Raw genomic sequence first — 20,994 nt, 5'->3', positions numbered from 1 at the left:
TCCTCAAATGCTTCTTCAGCCTATTGTTGAAAACGCTATTTTTCATGGAATTGTACCAACTGATAGAGAAGGTATAATTAAAATATCTGGACGGAAGATGGACGATGGAGTAGAAATAGTTATTCATGATAATGGTAGAGGAATGGAAAAGGAAAGATTAAGCCAGGTTCAACAAGCGGCATTCACACCTAATACGTCTGTTGGAATAGGTTTGCTTCATGTATTTGAGTCAGTCAACCTTTATTTTGAAAGTGATTCTACTGTAAAAGTCGAAAGTAGCACTAGTGGAACAATCGTTGAGCTTATCGTGAAACCGAAAAAACTGAGGTGAGGATCATGTATAACATCATAATCGTTGATGATGAGCCAGTCATCCGTTCTGGTTTAAAGGCTTCTGTAGAATGGGATAAAGAGGGATTATCTCTTCTAGGGGATTTTTCTAATGGGGAAGAGGCCTTTAGTATAATGAAGGAAAATCATGTGGACATTTTAATTACCGATATTAAAATGCCGATAATGGATGGCCTGACTCTCATGAAAAAAGCATTGAATCTCTACCCGAAATTAATAGTCATCTTAATTAGTAGTTATAATGAGTTTGCATATGTCAAAGAGGGTATAAAATACGGAGCAATTGATTACGTTTTAAAGCCTACATTAGAACAAGAAGAATTTTTACAATTAATTCAAAAATGCGTAAAAAGATTAGATGAAGAACAAAGTATTAAAAAAAAATTAACTCTTGTTGATCAGACTACGACCTTACGTGAACGGAAAATGGTAGAGCAAAAATTAAAACGTGTACTTTTAAATGATAATGATACTACTCATTATGAGGAAGTAAAAAAATTGATGTCTGGCTCTATTCTTGTTATATATATGAAGATGAACGATGTAGCAAACATTGAAGAGCAGTACGGGGGTTTATTTAAAAGCTTCATTCTCGAAGAAATTCAAGAGCACTTTTATACTAAATATGAGGAAGGTGTCTGCCTTACTATATGGAATGCAGATCTAGTCTTTTTCATGAATGTAGATCATGCCCCAGCAAAAACAATACATCAATTGAATGATGAAATGGTTAAGAAGTCTGGTTTGAGTTTTTCATTTGGTTATGATGTTATTACAGACTTATCTGAAGCGGATAAAGGTTTTAAACAAAGTGCCCTAGCTTGTGAAAGACGTTTTTTTCATCCTAAAGACATTGTTTTTTCCTATAAGGAGTCGAAAGAAAAGTCATTCAATCGATTTGATGCAAAACTGATGAAACAGTTTCTTTTGCCAACCGATGAGAAGAAGGTAGCTACGTGTATAGAAGAGAGATACGAGCAATGGAAGCAAGAAGAAATTCAGCCATCAGAAATTAAACAAGAAGCATGTGATCTATTAACAAACCTGTTTGGAAGTAAGCTCACCCTCTCCTTACTGCTTGATAAATGTGAAGATATCAAAAAAACAGAGTCATTAAATGAAATGTACTCTGCTCTTATTAAACAAATTGCAGAATGTATTCTCCTTATAACAAAGCTCCCTGTAAAGACTACTAAAGATAATGAGTTAATGGAAAGTGCGTTAAGCTATATTCATCATCATTATACAAGTGAGTTAACGCTCCAAATGGTTGCCGATCATATTCATATTAGTCGGAATTACTTTAGTATTTTGTTTAAACAATTTAGGGATCAAAAATTTATTGATTACGTTATCGAACTTCGGATTAAAAAGGCAACTGAATTGTTAATGAATACTTCGTTAAAAGTATACGAAGTTGCAGCAAGATCTGGTTTTAAAGATGTCAAGTACTTTAGTAAACTATTTAAAAGGATAACCGGCTATTCACCAGTTGACTTTCGGACTGAGCATCAAGAGTAGGAGGTGGCGATTATGAATATAATACGAAATGTTTTAAAGATTCTATGGTTGATCACTACAGTCATTATGACAACAGGTTGTGGAAACCAAACCATAATCGGAAACAGCCGTCCTGCATTAGATGCACAATCCTCAACAGAAGAGCTTGTTATTTGGCATACTTACAGTGAACAAGAAACACATGTGTTTGAAAATATCCTTATTCCATTATTTGAAGAGGAATTTCCAATGATTGATGTAGTGTCTGTTAGGAAACCCTATAATAATGAATTAAAGCAAGCCATTATTTCAAGAGCATCTTCTAATAAGCCCCCTGATATTATTCGAATGGACATTGTTTGGCTACCTACTTTTGCTCAACTGGGACTATTATATCCTGTGAGTGAGTTTGACGATTTTGATGAATTAAAGGAACAGTATTATGAAGAACCGTTACAATCCAACTATTATGACGGGAAACATTACGGTGTTCCTTTAAATACCAACACAAAAGTTTCAATTTATAACAAGGTGCTACTTGAAATGTCTGGGAGGGAAAGCCCACCTGAGACGATGAATGAGCTAATTGAAATGGTTGAAAGGAATCAGTTTGTCATTGGAATAGAAAATTTATCTACATGGGATTCACTACACTATTTTTATGGGCTTGGTGGCATGCTAACCGATCCAACTTATAAAAAAGCAACAGGATATTTGGACAGCATAAAAAGCATTACTGCTGTTAAGAAGCTTTTAACTCTTTATCAAACTGGGAATTTAGTAACAGCTGGTGGAAGATGGCAAGGTGTTTTAGAAGGGCGTTATTTTGTCATTGATGAAGGACCATGGTTTTACAGTGTTCATTCGCAAGAAAAGATTGATATTATTAATGAGTTAACGATTGCAGCACCATTCCCAATTAGTGATGGTAAAAGGGCCGTTTTAGGCGGAGAAAACTTAGTTATTTCAAAAGCGACAAAACATAAGGAAGCAGCATGGACATTTGTGAAATGGATGACAAACATAGAACCACAAACGTATTTAGCACAAACGGGTCTAATTCCATCGAATAAACATGTTGAATTAGCCGGTTTTTATGATCAATTCCCATATTATCAAGTGTATTTAAACAGTCTTGATGATGTACTTTTACGACCTACTGTCGCACAGTGGTGGAATATTGAAGAAATCTATGGTAAGTACTTTGAACTCATCTTTTCTGAAAGAATCAGTGTAGAAGATGGTTTATCTGAAGCGGCAAAAAAAATTGATGAAATTCTTGCAAAAGGGGAAAAAAGATAAATATGGAGAAGAATTGGTGGAAAGAAAGCGTTGTGTATCAAATATATCCTAGAAGTTTTATGGATAGTAATGGTGACGGTATTGGTGATATCAAAGGAATCACGTCAAAATTGGATTACTTAAAAGAACTGGGTATAGATGTCATATGGTTATCTCCTGTGTACAAATCACCAAATGATGATAACGGTTATGATATTAGTGACTATCAAACTATTATGGATGAGTTCGGTACTCTCGAGGATATGGACGAACTATTAGAAGAAATGCATGCTCGTGGGATGAAACTCATGATGGACTTGGTTGTTAATCATTCATCAGATGAACATGAATGGTTTGTAGAGTCTCGTAAATCAAAGGATAACCCGTATCGAGATTATTATATTTGGCGTCCTGGTAAGGCTGGAGAAGAACCGAACAATTGGACATCTTTCTTTAGTGGATCAGCATGGCAATATGATGATGCGACGGAGGAGTATTTCCTGCACCTTTTCAGTAAAAAACAGCCAGATTTGAACTGGGAAAATCCAACATTAAGAAGAGAAATTTATGACATGATGAAGTGGTGGCTAGATAAGGGAATCGATGGTTTCCGTATGGACGTTATTAACCTTATTTCAAAAGCAGAAGGATTACCAAGTGCTCCAGGTGGGAAAAAGTACGACTGGGGTGGAGAATTCTTTATGAACGGTCCACGTGCCCATGAATATTTGCAAGAGATGAACCGTGAAGTGCTTTCAAAGTATGACATGATTACAGTGGGGGAGTGCCCAGGTGCTTCCATTGAAGATGCTGCAAAGTATGCAAATCAAGAAGGTACAGAATTAAATATGATCTTCACGTTTGAACATATGGATTTAGATTCAGGTCCTGGCGGAAAATGGGACGTGAAATCATGGGATTTAACGGATTTGAAGGAAGTTATGACAAGATGGCAAAAAGGATTAGAAGGGAAAGGCTGGAACAGTCTTTACTTAAATAATCACGATCAGCCAAGGATGGTTTCGCGATTAGGGGATGACAAAGAGTATCGAGTGGAGTCTGCGAAAATGCTTGCAACATTCCTACATATGATGCAAGGGACACCCTATATTTACCAAGGTGAAGAGATTGGGATGACGAATGTTCGCTTTGAATCAATCGAAGATTATAACGACATTGAGATTCAAAACATGTACCGTGAAAAAGTGATAGAAGGTAGCGAGGATCACCAAAAAGTGATGGAAGCGATTTATGTGAAAGGGCGCGACAACGCACGAACACCCATACAATGGGATGATAGTGAAAACGCCGGCTTTTCTACTGGTGCTCCTTGGTTGAAAGTAAATCCAAACTATCGAGAAATCAATGCCAAAAGTGCATTAGAATATAGAGATTCTATTTTCTACTACTATCAAGAACTAATTAAACTAAGAAAAAAACATGACATCATTGTGTACGGCACCTATGATCTTATTTTAGAAGAAGATGAGAAAATTTATGCATATACACGTACGTTAGGTAACGAGAAACTCCTTATTATGTGTAACTTTACAGGAGAAAATACAAACTTTGAACTACCATCACATATTCAGTTTGAATCTACTCAATTGCTTATCAATAATTACCATGTTCAAAACAGTGTTGATCTTTCATCAATTATATTAAGACCTTATGAGTCTCGCGTATATCTTATAAACTAATGAGAAAAAAGCAGTTTAGTCTGCTTTTTTTTTTGTTTAGTTTGCAAAGCATACATCTATTAAACTCTTTTTCGAAGTAGGGTGTCTTATTTCTCTTTTAGGATATTGAAAAAAAGCACCTATATAAATAGATACTAAGTTTAAGACAAATTTATCTTAATAAAATGCACCTTCGTGATAATGTAAGCGGTTTACCGGAAGCGCTTACAGATAGATAATAAGCTTGTAATAGAAAGAATTTGATGTGATTTAAATGGGAGGGGTGAACGTGAAAACCGTCTAGAAGCTGTTGAAATACACGAAAGTTGGGCATTTCCTTAAGAAATGACTAAACGTTTCTTGTGAGAGTTATGTAATATATGAAAAATACTAAACACACGGAGGACATGATGAAAAGTAAAAACGTATTATTCCTAACTGCTTTGATGGTCTTATTACTTCTATTATCTGCTTGTACGGGAGAAAGTAGTACGAAAGAAACAATAAATGAGGAAGATACGGGTGAGATTACTGATTTTTCCAATTATATTGGTATAGACGAGGATGGTAGTGGCATACCAGATTGGCAGGAAAAAGAAATTGAATTAGTGTATGCAAGTAAATTCTATGGTGAAAATGATGAAACAAATCCGATATTTCTAAACATTCAAAAGTTCATGGAAATATACCCGAATATTACAGTCGTTCGTGATCGTCAGTTTGCAGCGGATGAAGAAGATCTTGTTCAAATGGAAATGCTAACTGCAAGAGCAAATGAACGGAATTTGCCTGATATTTTCTATTCCGCGATTGCAGCCGAAGCGTACGACAGAGAGTTAACGTTAGACTTAACTCCATATATAGAATCTGATTCGGAAGCTGATTGGATTTCTGAAAATGCTAAAAGTTTTATGAAAACCTATGATGGTGAAGAAATTTACGGGATTCCTTGGATGTCTGTCGCGCAATTTCCAGCAATAAACACAAAATTGCTTCGGGAAAATAACATTGCGATTCCATCTTATGACTGGACTTATCAGGACTACGAAGATTTAAGAAGTGAAGTGGCAAAGCTTACACCAGATAATCCTATCTTCCCAGGAATCATTGAATTTCAAGATCATGGCGCCCATTATTTTGATAGTATTCCAAATGGATGGTTAGGATACAATATTGAAACGCAAAAATGGGATTTTACTAACAGTAAAAAATATGGTGAATGGTTCGAACAAATGTCAAGGGAAGGAATAGAAGGATTACATTTCTATGATCTGACTGAGGAACAAAGAGCTCAGAAAGTAGGAAATTTAGGATGGGCATGGGGTGACGGTTTAGAAGCGATTAGCAATGTATGGATGTATGCGCTTAGTGGTGATGTTCAGGAAATAATAGTAAACCGTGAAATGGAGTTTGATATTTATCCAATGCCGGAGGCTCCTGAAGGCGGTACAACTAGCTTACGTGCTTACTATGATACCTTAAGTTTGTCGAGTGAACTAGAAGACGACCCAGTTAAAGCCGAAGCCGCGTTCCACTTGTTGAAGTGGCTTACGTACGGTGAGGAAGGATTGAAATCAAAATGGTCACTGATTGAAGAATATACAGGTCTACCTGAAGATGCCCCATTAAGAGCGGAAGTCGACTTGATGAATTTCGTTCAAGGTTGGCCGATTACAACGAATCCTGAAATATTACAGCAACACCCGCTTGTAAAGGGATTTCCTGAAGATAGCGAATTGGCGGTATATAACTTTGATGCTTTCAAAAATACGGAATTCCAACAGCAACTAGCTAATCCAATTCCATATCCAAGACAGATGCCGGCTGTTACAAACGTGTTTGGAAACTTAGATATTTGGGAGTTGCGAAACCAAATTAGAGATGAAGGTGTAAGGTACAGCGATATTGCTGCGGAGTGGGATACCATGATGAACGAGTATCTTGAAGAATACTTAAGACAATACACCAGATAATTAAACGGAATATTAATTGATCCATTTTAACAAATGATTTTAATTTAGGAAGGTCTAGGCTTTTCATTCACGATAAAGGAGTTTTCATCCAAAAAGTCAAATTAGTTTGCTTTAGCCAAACTTATGGCTGGAGGAAGACTCCTTTCCTATTATAGTAAGAAACTATCGATTTCTTTAGTAAAATTTGATTGTGTTAGGTTGGGATCAAATGACGATAAAAAAGAAAATCATATACTCAATTTCAGGTCTTTTAATGATTGCTTTTACTATTATTCTACTTATCGGTAAAGAAAATATGAATAATAGTTACGAAGAGCAATTATCAAAAGTCGATTATGAACGCAGTATGTCGGCGATTGAAACTTACATTAGTGCTTTTCAAACCGACAGCAATTATTATAGTGTCATGAAACAATGGGACAACGATCAGCAAGTCGTTCCTGATCAACGCTTTGACATTGATTATCTCAAAATTAGTGGTGGAGAAAGATATGAAAGCTCGAAAAGTAAAGGTTATGGAAGTGAAGTCATCTATCTTGAACCAGGAGATCAAATATCCTTTGATGTTGAAGCAACAGAGGAAGGACTGTATGAGTTTTGGCATGACTATTTAATTTTACAGGAAAGCCATTTAACACCTGAATTTGCTATTAAAATTAATGATGAAATTCAGTTCAATGAAATGAATAGGATCAGTCTTTCTATGGATTGGAAACCGATCGTTCTTGAAGGCGATCTTAAGTATGATAGATACGGTGATGAATTGAATCCTAGATCCGAGATGATTTCAGAATGGAAAAGGGACGGATTGATGGATCCTAGTCATTTTTTTACAGAACCTTTGAAATTCAAGCTCCGTAAAGGGATGAATTCAGTCACGATTTTATTGAATGAAGGTTATATTTTACTTGGAGATATCACGATCAAAAATACGGTTATTTCCACTCCAACCTATGAGGAATACCGCGCATTAACAAAGGGGCAAGAAGATGCATCGGAGAGAACTATTAAGATCGAAGCAGAAAATATGGCAACGAAAAGTAGGCAAAGCATTAGACCCCAGTATGTTAGAGATCCACAGGTTACGCCGTATGAGTACAAAACTAGAGTCCTTAATGTATTAGATGGTTACTCTTTTGGAGATAGCGGTGACAGTGTAGACTATCATTTTACTGTTGAAGAGAGCGGATATTATCATCTTACATTGAAATATTCTCAAGATACGAATAATGGGATGCCAACGTATAGAAAGATTGAAATAAATGATGAAGTGCCTTTTCAAGAGTTGGAATTATATATGTTTGACTATTCAAGTAACTGGAAGAATGAAACGCTAAAGGATACAAACGGCAATTATTATGAAATCTATCTAGACAAAGGTGAACATACGCTTACTTTGTCTAATAATAATTCGAATGTTAGGGATGTTTATCATGAACTGCTTATGACGCTGGAGGGAATTGATTCCATTTCTAGAGAGATGATGCGTTTAACCGGCGGTTTAGTAGATAGAAAGCGAGAGTGGAGAATTGAAAAGTATATTCCTGATATATCGGACTATTTATTTGGAATCGCAGGAAGAATCGAAGAACAGAAGCTTGCTCTCATAGAACAGACACAAAAGAATGATTTACCGGTGATCACAGAACTTGAGATTGCTCATAAATTGATCATGGAATTTGCAGAGAATCCTGATGATTTGCCACATTATATGACGAAATTCAATGAAGGTCCCTCTTCAGCGTACGGACGTATTCAAGCGATTTTGCCGATGCTTCTTTATAATCCGATGCATTTGGATACGTTTTATTTTCATAATCATATGGACTTACCTCGACCCAATGCGGGCGTTGTCACTAGTCTGAAAGAAGGTGCCAAGGCATTTGGCTATTCCTTTTTTAATCCAAAGTACAATGAGGCTGCAGTAGTTGATGATGATACCATTGAAGTTTGGGTTAACCAATCAAGATTGCATGTAGAAATTATGCAGCGAATGATTGACGAAGAATTCACACCCCAAACAGGAATAAATGTGAATCTATCTCTATTACCTGATGAAAACAAGGTAATCCTCTCGAATGCAGCAGATAGTACACCTGATGCCGCGTTAGGTATTAGTCATGGAAGGCCTTTTGAGCTAGCATTACGGGGGATCATTGAAGATTTAAGAACGTACGATGGTTTTTTTGAATTAGCAGAACAGTTTAATCCGAACTCCTTTATTCCGTTTATTTATGATGAAGGTGTATATGCGATTCCGGAAACGCAAGATGTAAAGCTGCTATTTTATCGTAAGGATATTATGGAGTTTTTGGGTGAAGAACCTCCGCAAACATGGGAGGAAGTTGTTAGTCTTATTCCAATGCTCCAAAGATATGACATGAATTTCTTTGTCCCTCTCGGAGCAGATAGTGCATACAAGGGATTTGATACAACAACTCCGTTTATTTATCAATTTGGAGGAGAACTGTATGACGAAACTGGAAGTACTAGCATCATCAATCAAGGGGGGGCATACGAAGCGTTCGACTTTATGACGAGCCTATTTACCGTCTATAATATGCCAGTTACAACATCCGAGTTTTACCAAAATTTCAGGAATGGTAAATCGCCAGTGGGTATAGGGGATGCGAATACGTATATTCAATTGAAGTATGCTGCACCTGAGTTGGCCGGACAATGGGGAACCTTACCGATCCCTGGGGTAAAAGACGATAAGGGAGTTATTGAACGCTGGGATCCAACGTACGGAAGCACAGGCATCATTTTTAGTGAGAGCGATAAAAAAGATGCATCCTGGGATTTTATAAAGTGGTGGACAAGTGCTAACACTCAAAGTGCGTTTTCATACGATATTCAATCGACATTAGGAAATCAGTTCCTCTATTTAACGGCTAATATTGATGGTTTTAGAAAGAGCGCGTGGCCTGCGGATTCCAGACTCGACATTTTAGACCAATGGGATTGGATCCAAACTACGGGCAAAGTTCCTGGCGATTATATGGTGGAACGTGAAATCAGTAATGCTTGGAATAAAGTGGTGTTCGAAAGAGAAAATCCAAGAGTCGCCATTGAACATGCAGTCAAAACGATCGATAGTGAATTGGAACGAAAGCTGAGTGAGTTTGGGTATATCGAGAATGGCCAATTAATTAGACCTTACATGGTTCCAACCATAGAAAATGTAGAGAATTGGGTGAGGATAGATGGAAAAGAACACTAATATAAATCAGCAGTCCGTAAATCGGCCGCCCCTAAATAGCTCTACTGAGCCAAAGAGCAGACAAATAAAGAAGCTGTTATATAAGGTCAAAAGTTCCCCTTATCTATTTATAATGCCTTACGCTACATTATTTACACTGCTCATTATCATGCCAGTGCTAGTCGCGGTAGTCTTATCTTTTACTTATTTTAATACCGTGGAATTTCCTGAATTTGTAGGATTCCAAAACTATATTGATTTATTTACAGGAGATACCGTTTTCTTGCAGCACGCAGTGTCGAGTACGTTATTATATGCGGTCATTGTTGGACCAATCGGATATATGATGGCTTTCTTTCTTGCCTGGATGCTTTCACAGGTTCCTCATAATGTCCGAACAATCTATACGGTTATTATTTATTCTCCCTCTGTAACAGGTCCTATCATGATGGCGATTGTATGGAGAGTTTTATTTAGTGGGGATCAGGTCGGCTATTTAAACTATTGGCTATTAGAATGGAACATTATTAAAGAGCCGGTGCAGTTTTTACAGTCACCTGAATTCTTAGTGCCGGTTATGATTTTTGTTGGACTTTGGGGAAGTATGGGTGTCGGTTTTCTCGCGATGTTAGCTGGTTTAATGAATATTGACAAAAGCTTGTACGAAGCTGCATACCTTGATGGGATTAGAAACAGGTGGCAAGAAATATTTTTCATTACGATCCCTTCGATGAAGCCACAGATGTTATTTGGTGCCGTAATGGCTATTATCGGCACATTTAATGCTTCTGGGATAGCCGCAACGCTTAGCGGAGGCACACCGCCTCCGCAATATGCCGGCTGGCTAATAGTTGACCACGCTAACGACTTTGGATTTATTCGGTACGAAATGGGTTACGCATCGGCAATTACCGTCGTACTATTGTTAATTGTTCTCATGTTCAATAAAATTAGCTACAAATTATTCGGAGAAAGCAAATAGTTCAATTACAAAACATAAAGAGTGGTGAGAGCTTTTGGCGAATTCAATTAAAATTAATCCGAGGAAGTTTCATAGAGATCAGTTGAAGTTTCATATTGCTTTGACGTTTCTTTCTATTTTTATGGCGCTTCCTATTATATTTATTTTTAACCATGCCTTTAAACCGTTTACAGAGTTATTTGCATATCCACCTAGGTTCTTTGTTCAATCGCCAACCTTGGAAAATTTCCGGTTGCTGATTAATTTTTCCGCTGAGTCGGGGATGCCCCTGTCAAGGTATGTATTTAATAGTTTGTACGTGACGATTCTAGTTATCTTGCTTACTTTGTTTATAAGCTCTTTGGCTTCATTCGCATTGTCCAAATTAGAGTTCAAAGGAAAAGAAACTTTTAATAAAGTTAATACGTTGGCATTAATATTTGTACCTTTAGCTGTTGCGATTCCGAGATTCTTTATTATTGTAAATTTAGGGATTTTCAATACGTATTGGGCGCATATTATACCGCTACTAGCAATGCCCATCGGGATATTTTTGCTCAAGCAATTTATTGATCAGATTCCAAACGAACTTCTTGAGGCTGCAAAAATCGATGGAGCAGGAAACATGAGAATTTACTGGAGTATCATCCTGCCTTTGGTCACGCCAGCACTGGTTACGGTAGCCATCTTAACCTTTCAGATCAGTTGGGGGAATGTTGAAAGCTCAGCTATCTTTATGGACAAAGAATCTATCAGGACGCTTCCGTTTTATATGGAAACATTAGTATCACAATCTGGCAATATAGTTGCTGGTGCCGGATTATCGGCGGTGGGCGGATTAATCATGTTTGTTCCTAATTTAATCTTATTTATTATTTTACAAAATAAAGTCATGAATTCCATGGCTCATACGGGGATTAAGTAATATGAGTATGTATTGGAAGATTATATTGTTACTAGGAATTATACTGATTGGCATTCATCCTAATTCGTATGCGTTTGCCGAAGCACCTTATTACACATATACGAGTGACGGTCAAGGAACCATTATTAAAACCCAGACGGGCTATACACCGGCCAATCAAATAAGCGTCATTAACGGTGAAAGATTAGGAATGCCAGAGCACGTATTTGTTGATAAAGAGGATTATATTTATATAACTGATAGTTCGCACAATAAAGTATATATATTGGATCGGCATTATCGCTACTATAATGAGTTGACGAGCGACAAGTTTAGTACTGTTCAAAGTTCATTTGTAACGGACGACTATATTTATGTTGTAGATAGCTCACAAAAAAAGATATTTATCTTTGACAAATCGACCCATGAATTTGTTAGAGAAATTGGTCAGCCTGATACACCCATTTTTAATGAAGGCTATGGTTTTAGTCCTACACATATTGCTGTTGATGTTAGAGGTAATATTTACGTCAGAAGCAGCGGATCTGTAAATGGTTTGATTATGCTAAACAGAGAGGGTGAATTTATTACATTTTTCGGTGCGAATCCGCTGAATGTGCCATTGTTAGACCAAGTTAGGTCATTCTTTTTAACAGAAGCACAACAAAGAAAACTCGAGAGGGTCTTTCCGGATGTGCCGAGTAATATCACAATTGATGAAAGGGGATTTATTTATACAGTTACATCATCCATTGAAACCAATCCGGTTAAAAAGTTTAACGTCTCGGGAACAAATTATTTCCCTGATGATTTAGTTGCAAACCATAATATGGAAAGTGTTTGGCTTGGAAAGCATAACAATGTGTACTCTATCACATCGGATGGATGGATATACGAGTATGATTCTGAAGGGGATTTACTGTTCTTGTTTGGGGGAAGCGATGTTAACTCAAGTCGGTACGGGCTTTTGAATCGACCAGTAAGCATTGCTTCTAATTCAGCTGATGATCTTATTGTCATTGACCAGGGAACTAGTAGAATCCAAACATATAGGTCAACACAATTCGCCGATGCAGTGCATAATGCAATGGGAGCCTATCAAGAAGGTGATTATACGAGGAGTAAAGAGTTATGGGAATACACGATGACGTATAACTCGATTTTTGATAATGCCCATATCGGTTTGGGTGACGCATTCCTTCGCGAAGGGGATCCTCATAAAGCATACGAAGAATTTTATGATGCTAAACACACCAAGGGGATTTCGGAAGCTTTTTGGGAAATTCGCCGATCATGGTTAGAAAATAACTTAAAAAACGTGTTCTTGATTATTGTATTTTTAGTGATTTTGGGTTCAACCCATAAGTTCTTGAACCGTAAGTATGACTATGGTCCAAGAGTATTAAAACGAATCAGTGTGCTAAGAAGAATAAAAATACTTGATGATCTGCTTTATATGTTTTCATTTATGAAGCAACCATTAAACGGTATTTATGAAATACAAGATCAAAACAGAGTAGCTAGACGGTCATCTAGTATAATTTATAGTTTAATCGCTGTTATTTTTATCATGCATCATATGTATACGAATGTACTATTTGTTCCGAAAAATCAGTATATCGTTTATGAATTATCCATTCTAATGTTTCTATTCGTTTTGTGGCTCGTATCTAATTATTTAATTTGTTCGATTAATGACGGCGAGGGTAGCTTTAAACATGTATATAATGGAACGGCGTATGCTTTGAGTCCAATTCTGATCATCATGCCCCTATTAATCTTATTTAGTAACGGGTTAACGTTAGAACAGTCCGTTTTCTATCATCTTCCGATTCAAGGCATGTTTATATGGGTCGTATTTTTACTGTTTTTCATGATTAAAGATATCCATAATTATGATGTCGGTGAAACAATCGGAGTGATTTCTAAAAGTATGTTTACCATGCTAATTATCGGGTTGTTTTTATTTGTTTTATATTCATTAGGCAATCAAATGATTGATTTCTTATATGATGTGGTTACGGAGGTGGATAAACGATGGTAAAAAAAGTAATGAAGTATGGTGTTGTACTTCTGATAGTAAGCATAATTGGAGTTACCTACTTTCAGTTCAATTCGCAAGGTGTTCCATACGCGATTGTTGTAGCTGAGGACAACTATGAAAATGTAATTGTTAATGATCAGACGGTTACATGCGACAATCAATTTGTTGAAGCGAACATTCCGGAACGATTTAAAAAAGTGACGGAAAATGAACAATTAGAGCTTTATCTAGAGGAAGAATCCGTTTCTATTGCTGTTAAAGATAAATGCAACGGTTATACGTGGTTCTCTTATGATGTTCATAGAGATATGGAGGCAGAAGGTTACAGTCAAGAAATGATCAGGTATGTTAGATCAGGAATTTCCTTAATGACCTATGATAAATTCACACCAGGCAGGAGAACCGTACTGGATAGTAATGTAGAAAAATCATATCAAATGACGGAAGATGGTTTTACGGTTTCAGTTGATTTTACGGATCAAAAAATAAAGTTTGATGCGGTTGTCACACTACAAGGAGGAGATTTACTTTTTCATGTTCCCGAAGAAAGTGTAGAAGAGTATAACCTTGATCTATGGAAGCCGGGAAATAATAATGTATCGATGAATGAAATGATTATATACCCGTTTTTTGGAAGCGCAAGCCACAAAGAAGACGGATATATCGTTATCCCTGATGGATCTGGAGCGATCGTAAGTCTAGATGAAACGCCAAAATATGCAACAGGTTATTCGGCTCCTGTTTATGAAAAGGACATGGGATATGAAAACACTACTTCCCCAAGCCGAAGAGGAATATCGGCAAAGCCATCAGAGAGTGTGTCACTTCCAATATTTGGGGTGATCCATGAAGTCGATAAAACGGGTGTGTTAGTTATCTCAGAAAGTGGAAGTAGCTATGCAACTTACAATTATAGATCAAAAGATACAAATACGTTATACTATCAATCGTATTTTACTTATAACTATCGTACCGCCTATTCTCAGTTTCAAAGTCGGGTCAATGAAGAACAACACGTTCTAGGCTTCCAGGAGAAACCCAATCAGTTTGATCTTGTTCAACGATATGTCTTCTTGAACGAGAATCAAGCAAACTATGTTGGGGTAGCTAAAAAATATCGAGATCTCCTTGAAAAGAAAGACGGTCTATCTAAGAATTCGGATCCTACTCATAATAAGATTCCTTTGAAAATTGATTTTATCAATAGTGAACTCACTATGGGGACGTTAGGTAAGGAGGACGTACCTGTGACAACCTATGATCAAGCACATGAGCTGAGTAAGACATTGTTGGATAAGGGATATGAGAATTTAAACGTTACGTTTAAAACATTTCTACCAAATGAGCTTACTTATAAGTTTGATGTTTTGGGGAGTCTAGGAGGACAGGAAGATTTAGAAGAAGTGATACAATTTTTCTCATCAAATAATATTAAATTTAACTACTATATGGATTATGCTCGGTCCTATTTTGAGAAAACGAGATATTCTGCGAGCAAAATGAACAGACAAGATTTAAGTGTGTACAATCGCCAGAATAATCTACTAAACTATTTGAATAATCCGAAGTTTTACAGCGTTTTGGCTGAAAAGGATTTGGAGAATTTGCAAAAAAATAAAATAGACTCATTGGCATTTGGTGGACTCTCGGGTAGCTTGTTTACTCATTACGACAATGGAACCATTGGGAGCAGTACTGATGGAATGGAGTATACAAAAAATTTAATGGAATATTTACATGATAACGAAATTCGAACAAGTATGTATTCGCCTGATGCTTATCTTTACCCATATCTTGATGATTATTTTGATACATCTATTCATTCGTCAGGGTTAATGTTCATTGATGATACCATTCCATTGGTTTCGCTAGTCTTAAGTGGTTATAAAGATATGTATTCACCTTATATGAATTTCTCGTCCAATGATACCGAGGCAAAATTGAGGTTAATTGAGTTCGGGGTTTATCCGTCATTTGTCCTTACAGGAGAATCGACTTACAAATTAAAAGGAACGGCTTCTAATGACATCTATGTTTCAGAGTATAGTTTTTTGGAGGAGCGAATCGATGCATACTATAACTTTGTCAATGAAGGGCTAGGTAAAGTCATAGACAGTGAGATGATTAACCATACTATAGTCGATCAAGGGATTGTCATAGTCGAATATAGAAACGGGAAGAAAATAGTTATTAATTATAATGATTCAAATTATTTATATGGTGATGAGGAAATTAAATCAAAAGGGTTTGTGATATTATGACGCTGATTATGAAGCAGAAAAAAGCTTTAACGGGTATGTTTTTTATCAGCCCGTGGATTATTGGTTTTTTGGTTTTGGTTGTGTATCCGTTGTACAGGACCATATTCATGAGCTTCAATAATGTTTCCTATGGGAGTAGATCAGGATGGAGATATAACTGGGTCGGTCTCGAAAACTATCAGAGAATTTTGTTTGAGGACGTCGATTTTGTGATTGCAGCTCAAAACTTTTTTATAAGTTCTCTGCTGTACGTACCGGTTGTTATTGCACTATCTGTCATCATTGCAGTGCTACTTAATCAAAAGATAAAGGGAAAAGCGTTTTTCAGATTACTATTTTTCTTGCCGGTCATTATTATGAGTGGTGAGTTGATGGAAAATATAAGTAGTTACGGTGGAATGGCGATCAGTGCAAACCGGGTGCTTTTAGATGTAATCTATACGATTATTCCATCCCGAAACGTTGTTTTGTGGATTGTTTCCCTTTTTGAACTGATTGTTCAGCTCTTGTGGTACAGTGCGATTCCAATTCTTATTTTCCTAGCTGCGCTTCAGAAAGTCGGCAAGGACATGTACGAGGCTGCGTCAATCGATGGAGCATCGGTATGGACATCTTTCTGGAAAATTACATTACCTACCATTTATCCTTTAATAAGCGTATGTGTCATCTTTGTAGTTGTTTTCTTAGCAAATTTTGAACTTAACCCGATCATTGGCATTATTATGGAGTCCACATATGACGGTTCAAGACGTGAGGGGTATGCTTCTGCGATCTCCATTCTATATACGATCGTTCAAATAGGACTGATCTCTATATTGTACTATGCGACTCGAAGTAGAAAGACAAGTGTGAGGTGATGGTAAATGTATAGTAACTTAGCAGAAACATATAATCGTTTCACGTACCAAGTTAAGAAAAACAGACAAAAAGTAAAGAAAATGTTCTTCGGTTCGCAAATGAGTGACGGACTCTTATACAAATTATCAACCTACACGATTTTGTTGATTTTTGGTTTTGTTTTTCTTTATCCTTTAATCTACATGTTTTCGGTAAGTTTGATGTCCAATTTAGATTTGGCTGATAGCACCATCGAATGGCTACCAACCAGCCTCTATACCTTTAACTATGAGTTGACATGGAGTGCGTTAAATATGCCGAACGCTTTTGTGACGACGGCACTTTTAGCTGGTGCATCTACAATATGCGTTATTATGTCCTCTGCATTAATAGGATATGGTCTAGCCCGATTTGATTTCAGAGGAAAGAATATGGTGTTTATGCTGTTGCTGTTTACGTACATCGTACCGAAAACATTATTTTTTATTCCGCGATATCAAATTTTTACGGACTTAAATTTGAAAGGGAATATCGGAGCTTTGGTAGTTCCTGCGTTAACGGGGCAGGGAGAACAAGCGGCACTATTTATCCTTATCTTCTATCAATTCTTTAAGATGATTCCTAAAGCGATGGAGGAGGCTGCATTTCTAGATGGAGCGAATGCACTAAGGACATTTTGGACAATAGCACTACCAATGGTTCGACCGGCCTTTATCATCGTTGGTGTTTACGCATTTTCGTTATATTGGAATGAAACGTTTTTAACATCCTTTTATTTAGAAGGGAAAATTCAGACGGTTCCTATGCTGTTAGGGAACCTGCAACAAACGTATGAAGGAGTGGCTCATGCAAGTGGTGCCGGCGATCCTGGTGTAAATCCAAACCTAAGTTTTACAGAAGCGATAGCCTTTGCAGGAACCATTATTTCAATTCTTCCACTAGCACTTATGTATCTTATTGTACAAAGATGGTTTGTGGAAAGTATTGATAAATCAGGTATTACAGGTGAATAACATGTTAAAAGTTTAATTCGGAACGGCTTGATTGTCTGAGAAAAATCTACTAATGATAGTAAGACTGTTGGTGAATACTGACAGTCTTTTTGGTAGATGGGGCAGGATCCTTAGTCCAAGTGAGCCAGTGCTGAAAAACGAGCAAAAAATACAATATTATAAAGCTGATTCGGCGGCTTTTTTCTATATAAGGGGGGGTAGAGAGAAGCTGTATTATCAATGTTTGAAAAATAGTAACTAGAGTACTACATAAAAGATACTTAATAGACTCATACTTGTAAGAGATAATATATACCTCTTTAAAAAAGAAGGCACTTACTTTAAATGGTAGGGTTTACATGATATCAAGGGTTCACGGATGTGTTCATCAGTCTGCTGTTAAACATGAAAAGTGGCTAGGGGATATTGCTACAGATCAAGCAGCATATCATCCAGGTGAAGCCGTTACGTTTCATCTTTCTTTATATGAAGAAATGGAAGAAAGAAGTTTAGTCGTACGATATCAACATTTAAATGGCCTTGTTCATGAAGAGGAGATACATGTAAGTGATGAGCGAGACTTTACTTGGGAATGGACACAGAGTGATAAAGACTTTAAAGGATACATGATTGAGGTATATTTGAAAAATGAAGAAGCGGATGTAATCGATCATTTGAATATCGCAGTGGATGTTTCTTCTGACTGGAGCAAATTTCCTATATATGGATATTTAGCGGATTTCCATAAAGCGGAATATGAAGAACAGCATGCTGTGATTGAAAGGTTAAATCGATTCCATGTTAATGGATTTCAATTTTATGATTGGCAAGATAGACATGATAATCCACTGAAACTAGAAAACGAAGAAGTCGCCTCAACGTGGATTGATATTGCCAATACAGAAGTTTGAGAGAGTGGGAGATTTTTAAGGATCCCGATCAAAATGAACAAGGTGAACATCCACTTCCAGAAGAATGGGGTGACATCTATTTATTTGACCCTTCAAACTTAGGTTGGCAAGAATTTATTTTTGAAAAAGAACAAAAAGGTTTTTGAGCATCTGGCATTGATGGATGGGATGTGGATCAGCTTGGTGATCGAGGACCTATTTGGAATGCGAATGGAGAAGAGATCGAACCTTGGGAAACATATCCTTTTTTTATCGAAAATGCAAAACATGCATTAGGAGTGGATTTCGTGTTTAATGCTGTGTCACAGTATGGACAATCTGAAATTGCTCAGTCCTGTATTATATTCCGTGATGATGTTGTAGAAGTAAAGAAAGAAGTCCATTGCTCATTTTATTCTTCAGTACTCTCTAAATTCTTATTTGGAAAATATTCATTGGCTAAAATATTTTCTCCAAGCTCGATATGTGAGTTGATAAGTGATCTTCCCATTACGTTAAGAGCAGAACAAGAGGTGAAAAAAGTTTGGATGGCTTCACCAGACATTTTAACGACTCTTCTGTAGTGCTAGAGTTTAAGCAAAAAGATGACCAAGTCACGATTACACTCCCATCATTAAAGTATTGGGATATGGTTGTTATTGAATATTAACCGTACTCCCTATAAATGGTTATTCATATTCTAGTATTCGAAAAGGGCTGTATTTTTCCTTTTTGAGCCTCCTTTTCTATTGTTTTATTACATTCTCGGTCTACTCCTAATTATTAGCCATGTGTAAAAGAACAAGAGGAGATCTTCCATCTACTATATAAAAAAATGATACATTTTTCGGAGCTTTAATTGCGTCGAGAGAATCTAATAAACATTCGAAAAAGGCATTCATACACTTTTTAGTGTGTTATATTCTTCAATTGGTGTCAAAAATTAAGCGCTTTCAAAATTAGTGATTTATTCGTCTTATGCTCACTTTATAATAGAAATTGAGTGTAAAAAACAATAGGTTTTAAAGGAGGATAAAACATGATTAAAAGTGATGTTGTTACTGTTGGGTTAATTGGTCTTGGTGGGATGGCGAATGCGCATCGTAGGATGATCTCTGAATTAGAACAACTACAAATGGAGGCTCTCTGCGATGTTAATGAGAAGCTTTTGAATGAAGTTGGAAATGAAGAAGGTATTAGTGAAGAGAAACGCTTTAATGATATGGAAGCTTTGATTGCAGATCCTGATGTTGATGTAGTTATTTCAATCGTGCCCAATCATTTGCACGCAAAGGTGTTAGAGTTATGTATTCACTATCAAAAACCAATTATGGCAGAGAAACCTTTCACCTTAAATTTTGAGGAAGCAGAGGATTTAGCTGTCTTGTATGAAAAACAACCGATACCATGTATGGTTGGATTTTCTTATCGTTATGTTCCTTCCTTTCGCTATGCAAAAAAGCTGTTAGAAGAAAATAAAATTGGTGAAATTCGTCATATTGCTGTTCGTTATCTCCAATCATTCGGAGCACCTCTATTTGAAGTACCTTATGCTTGGCGTTTTAGTAAAGCAGTTACAGGGACGGGGGCACTAGGAGATCTAGGTGCTCATATGATTGATAGTGCAAGATTTTTAGTTGGAGAATTTCAATCTGTATCAGCACTTATGGAAACATTTGTTCATGAAAGAAAAGATCCAATCAGCGGAGAGTTAAAAAAAGTTGATGTGGATGACTACGCTAGTTTTCAAGCTGTGCTTGAAAATAATATCATTGGTAATTTTCTTACTACAAGAAATGCAGTTGGATCGGGGAACCAGCACGAAGTAACGATATACGGTGATTATGGTACCATCCACGTTAATTGTGAACGTCCTGATGAGATTGACCTTTGTCTCAAGGATGAAGCGGAGGACAGGGCTATTTTTAAAACAAAGAAAGTACCTGAAAGTTATAAGAAACAACAATTGCAAGATTTTGCTGATTTAGTAACAAACAATCAGCAAGAGGGAACACCGACTTTCTATGATGGCTACCAAAATCAAAAAGTGCTTGAGCGAATCGTTCAGTCTTCCGAAAGTGGCCAATCTGTATATATTGATTAAAATCAATTTCTTAGG

General features: G+C 36.7%; 14 protein-coding genes and 1 pseudogene. All 15 read left to right on the top strand.

Going from position 1 to position 20,994, the window contains the following annotated elements; all coding sequences use genetic code 11:
• The coding region (locus tag CEF19_RS23450) for a sensor histidine kinase (protein ID WP_264755122.1) at window positions 1-331 on the top strand (331 nt) is incomplete at its 5' end.
• Window positions 332-336: 5 nt separating this feature from the next.
• Window positions 337-1,872: a response regulator transcription factor gene (locus CEF19_RS06000; RefSeq protein ID WP_100405248.1), complete on the top strand. Its 1,536-nt coding sequence runs from the start codon at window positions 337-339 to the stop codon at window positions 1,870-1,872.
• Between the two features lie 12 nt (window positions 1,873-1,884).
• Complete coding sequence (locus tag CEF19_RS05995) at window positions 1,885-3,153, top strand: extracellular solute-binding protein (protein ID WP_100405247.1); 1,269 nt, start codon at window positions 1,885-1,887, stop codon at window positions 3,151-3,153.
• 2 nt (window positions 3,154-3,155) lie between these two features.
• The gene (locus CEF19_RS05990; RefSeq protein WP_100405246.1) at window positions 3,156-4,832 is read left to right on the top strand and encodes a glycoside hydrolase family 13 protein; all 1,677 of its coding nucleotides are present in this window, start codon (window positions 3,156-3,158) and stop codon (window positions 4,830-4,832) included.
• A gap of 386 nt (window positions 4,833-5,218) precedes the next feature.
• Window positions 5,219-6,784 carry an ABC transporter substrate-binding protein gene (locus tag CEF19_RS05985; RefSeq protein ID WP_227521926.1) on the top strand — a complete coding sequence of 522 codons (1,566 nt, stop codon included), beginning with the start codon at window positions 5,219-5,221 and terminating at the stop codon, window positions 6,782-6,784.
• Window positions 6,785-6,992: 208 nt separating this feature from the next.
• Window positions 6,993-10,007, top strand: a complete 3,015-nt coding sequence (locus tag CEF19_RS05980) for an extracellular solute-binding protein (RefSeq protein WP_100405244.1) — start codon at window positions 6,993-6,995, stop codon at window positions 10,005-10,007.
• Entirely contained in the window at window positions 9,991-10,968 is a 978-nt protein-coding gene (locus CEF19_RS05975) for a carbohydrate ABC transporter permease (protein WP_100405243.1), read from the top strand. Before CEF19_RS05980 ends, CEF19_RS05975 begins: the two co-directional genes overlap by 17 nt.
• 34 nt (window positions 10,969-11,002) lie before the next feature.
• Window positions 11,003-11,872, top strand: a complete 870-nt coding sequence (locus CEF19_RS05970; protein ID WP_100405242.1) for a carbohydrate ABC transporter permease — start codon at window positions 11,003-11,005, stop codon at window positions 11,870-11,872.
• Between the two features lies 1 nt (window position 11,873).
• Window positions 11,874-13,895 (top strand): YIP1 family protein, encoded by a 2,022-nt coding sequence (locus CEF19_RS05965; RefSeq protein WP_100405241.1) that lies wholly within the window; start codon window positions 11,874-11,876, stop codon window positions 13,893-13,895.
• The gene (locus tag CEF19_RS05960) at window positions 13,889-16,156 is read left to right on the top strand and encodes a DUF5696 domain-containing protein (RefSeq protein WP_100405240.1); all 2,268 of its coding nucleotides are present in this window, start codon (window positions 13,889-13,891) and stop codon (window positions 16,154-16,156) included. The genes CEF19_RS05965 and CEF19_RS05960 overlap by 7 nt, the downstream gene beginning before the upstream one ends.
• A gap of 8 nt (window positions 16,157-16,164) precedes the next feature.
• Window positions 16,165-17,013 (top strand): carbohydrate ABC transporter permease, encoded by an 849-nt coding sequence (locus CEF19_RS05955; protein WP_227521925.1) that lies wholly within the window; start codon window positions 16,165-16,167, stop codon window positions 17,011-17,013.
• Between the two features lie 6 nt (window positions 17,014-17,019).
• Window positions 17,020-18,006, top strand: coding sequence for a carbohydrate ABC transporter permease (locus CEF19_RS05950; RefSeq protein WP_100405238.1), 987 nt, complete (start codon window positions 17,020-17,022; stop codon window positions 18,004-18,006).
• A 338-nt stretch (window positions 18,007-18,344) separates the two neighbouring features.
• A complete protein-coding gene (locus tag CEF19_RS05945; protein WP_100405237.1) occupies window positions 18,345-18,896 on the top strand; it encodes a glycoside hydrolase family 66 protein in 552 nt (183 codons plus the stop codon).
• Window positions 18,893-19,459, top strand: a pseudogene (locus tag CEF19_RS05940) (glycoside hydrolase family 66 protein). The gene CEF19_RS05945 and the pseudogene CEF19_RS05940 overlap by 4 nt, the downstream one beginning before the upstream one ends.
• Window positions 19,460-19,914: 455 nt before the next feature.
• Window positions 19,915-20,979 carry a Gfo/Idh/MocA family protein gene (locus CEF19_RS05935; RefSeq protein WP_100405235.1) on the top strand — a complete coding sequence of 355 codons (1,065 nt, stop codon included), beginning with the start codon at window positions 19,915-19,917 and terminating at the stop codon, window positions 20,977-20,979.
• The last annotated feature ends 15 nt before the right edge of the window (window positions 20,980-20,994 follow it).

It is taken from the genome of Bacillus solitudinis (genome assembly GCF_002797395.1).
Classification (GTDB): Bacteria; Bacillota; Bacilli; order Bacillales; family Bacillaceae_D; genus Halalkalibacter_A; species Halalkalibacter_A solitudinis.
The sequence above is the reverse complement of the archived record's forward strand: the minus strand, read 5'-3'. Positions and strand labels throughout refer to the sequence as shown.

What these genes read in the sequence shown, in the direction of transcription:
- CEF19_RS05975 (WP_100405243.1), top strand. Translation starts at nt 9,991, where the DNA reads ATGGAAAAGAACACTAATATAAATCAGCAGTCCGTAAATCGGCCGCCC.
- CEF19_RS05945 (WP_100405237.1), top strand. Translation starts at nt 18,345, where the DNA reads ATGATATCAAGGGTTCACGGATGTGTTCATCAGTCTGCTGTTAAACAT.
- CEF19_RS05955 (WP_227521925.1), top strand. Translation starts at nt 16,165, where the DNA reads ATGAAGCAGAAAAAAGCTTTAACGGGTATGTTTTTTATCAGCCCGTGG.
- CEF19_RS05950 (WP_100405238.1), top strand. Translation starts at nt 17,020, where the DNA reads ATGTATAGTAACTTAGCAGAAACATATAATCGTTTCACGTACCAAGTT.
- CEF19_RS05935 (WP_100405235.1), top strand. Translation starts at nt 19,915, where the DNA reads ATGATTAAAAGTGATGTTGTTACTGTTGGGTTAATTGGTCTTGGTGGG.
- CEF19_RS05985 (WP_227521926.1), top strand. Translation starts at nt 5,219, where the DNA reads ATGATGAAAAGTAAAAACGTATTATTCCTAACTGCTTTGATGGTCTTA.
- CEF19_RS05995 (WP_100405247.1), top strand. Translation starts at nt 1,885, where the DNA reads ATGAATATAATACGAAATGTTTTAAAGATTCTATGGTTGATCACTACA.
- CEF19_RS05980 (WP_100405244.1), top strand. Translation starts at nt 6,993, where the DNA reads ATGACGATAAAAAAGAAAATCATATACTCAATTTCAGGTCTTTTAATG.
- CEF19_RS06000 (WP_100405248.1), top strand. Translation starts at nt 337, where the DNA reads ATGTATAACATCATAATCGTTGATGATGAGCCAGTCATCCGTTCTGGT.
- CEF19_RS05990 (WP_100405246.1), top strand. Translation starts at nt 3,156, where the DNA reads ATGGAGAAGAATTGGTGGAAAGAAAGCGTTGTGTATCAAATATATCCT.
- CEF19_RS05965 (WP_100405241.1), top strand. Translation starts at nt 11,874, where the DNA reads ATGAGTATGTATTGGAAGATTATATTGTTACTAGGAATTATACTGATT.
- CEF19_RS05960 (WP_100405240.1), top strand. Translation starts at nt 13,889, where the DNA reads ATGGTAAAAAAAGTAATGAAGTATGGTGTTGTACTTCTGATAGTAAGC.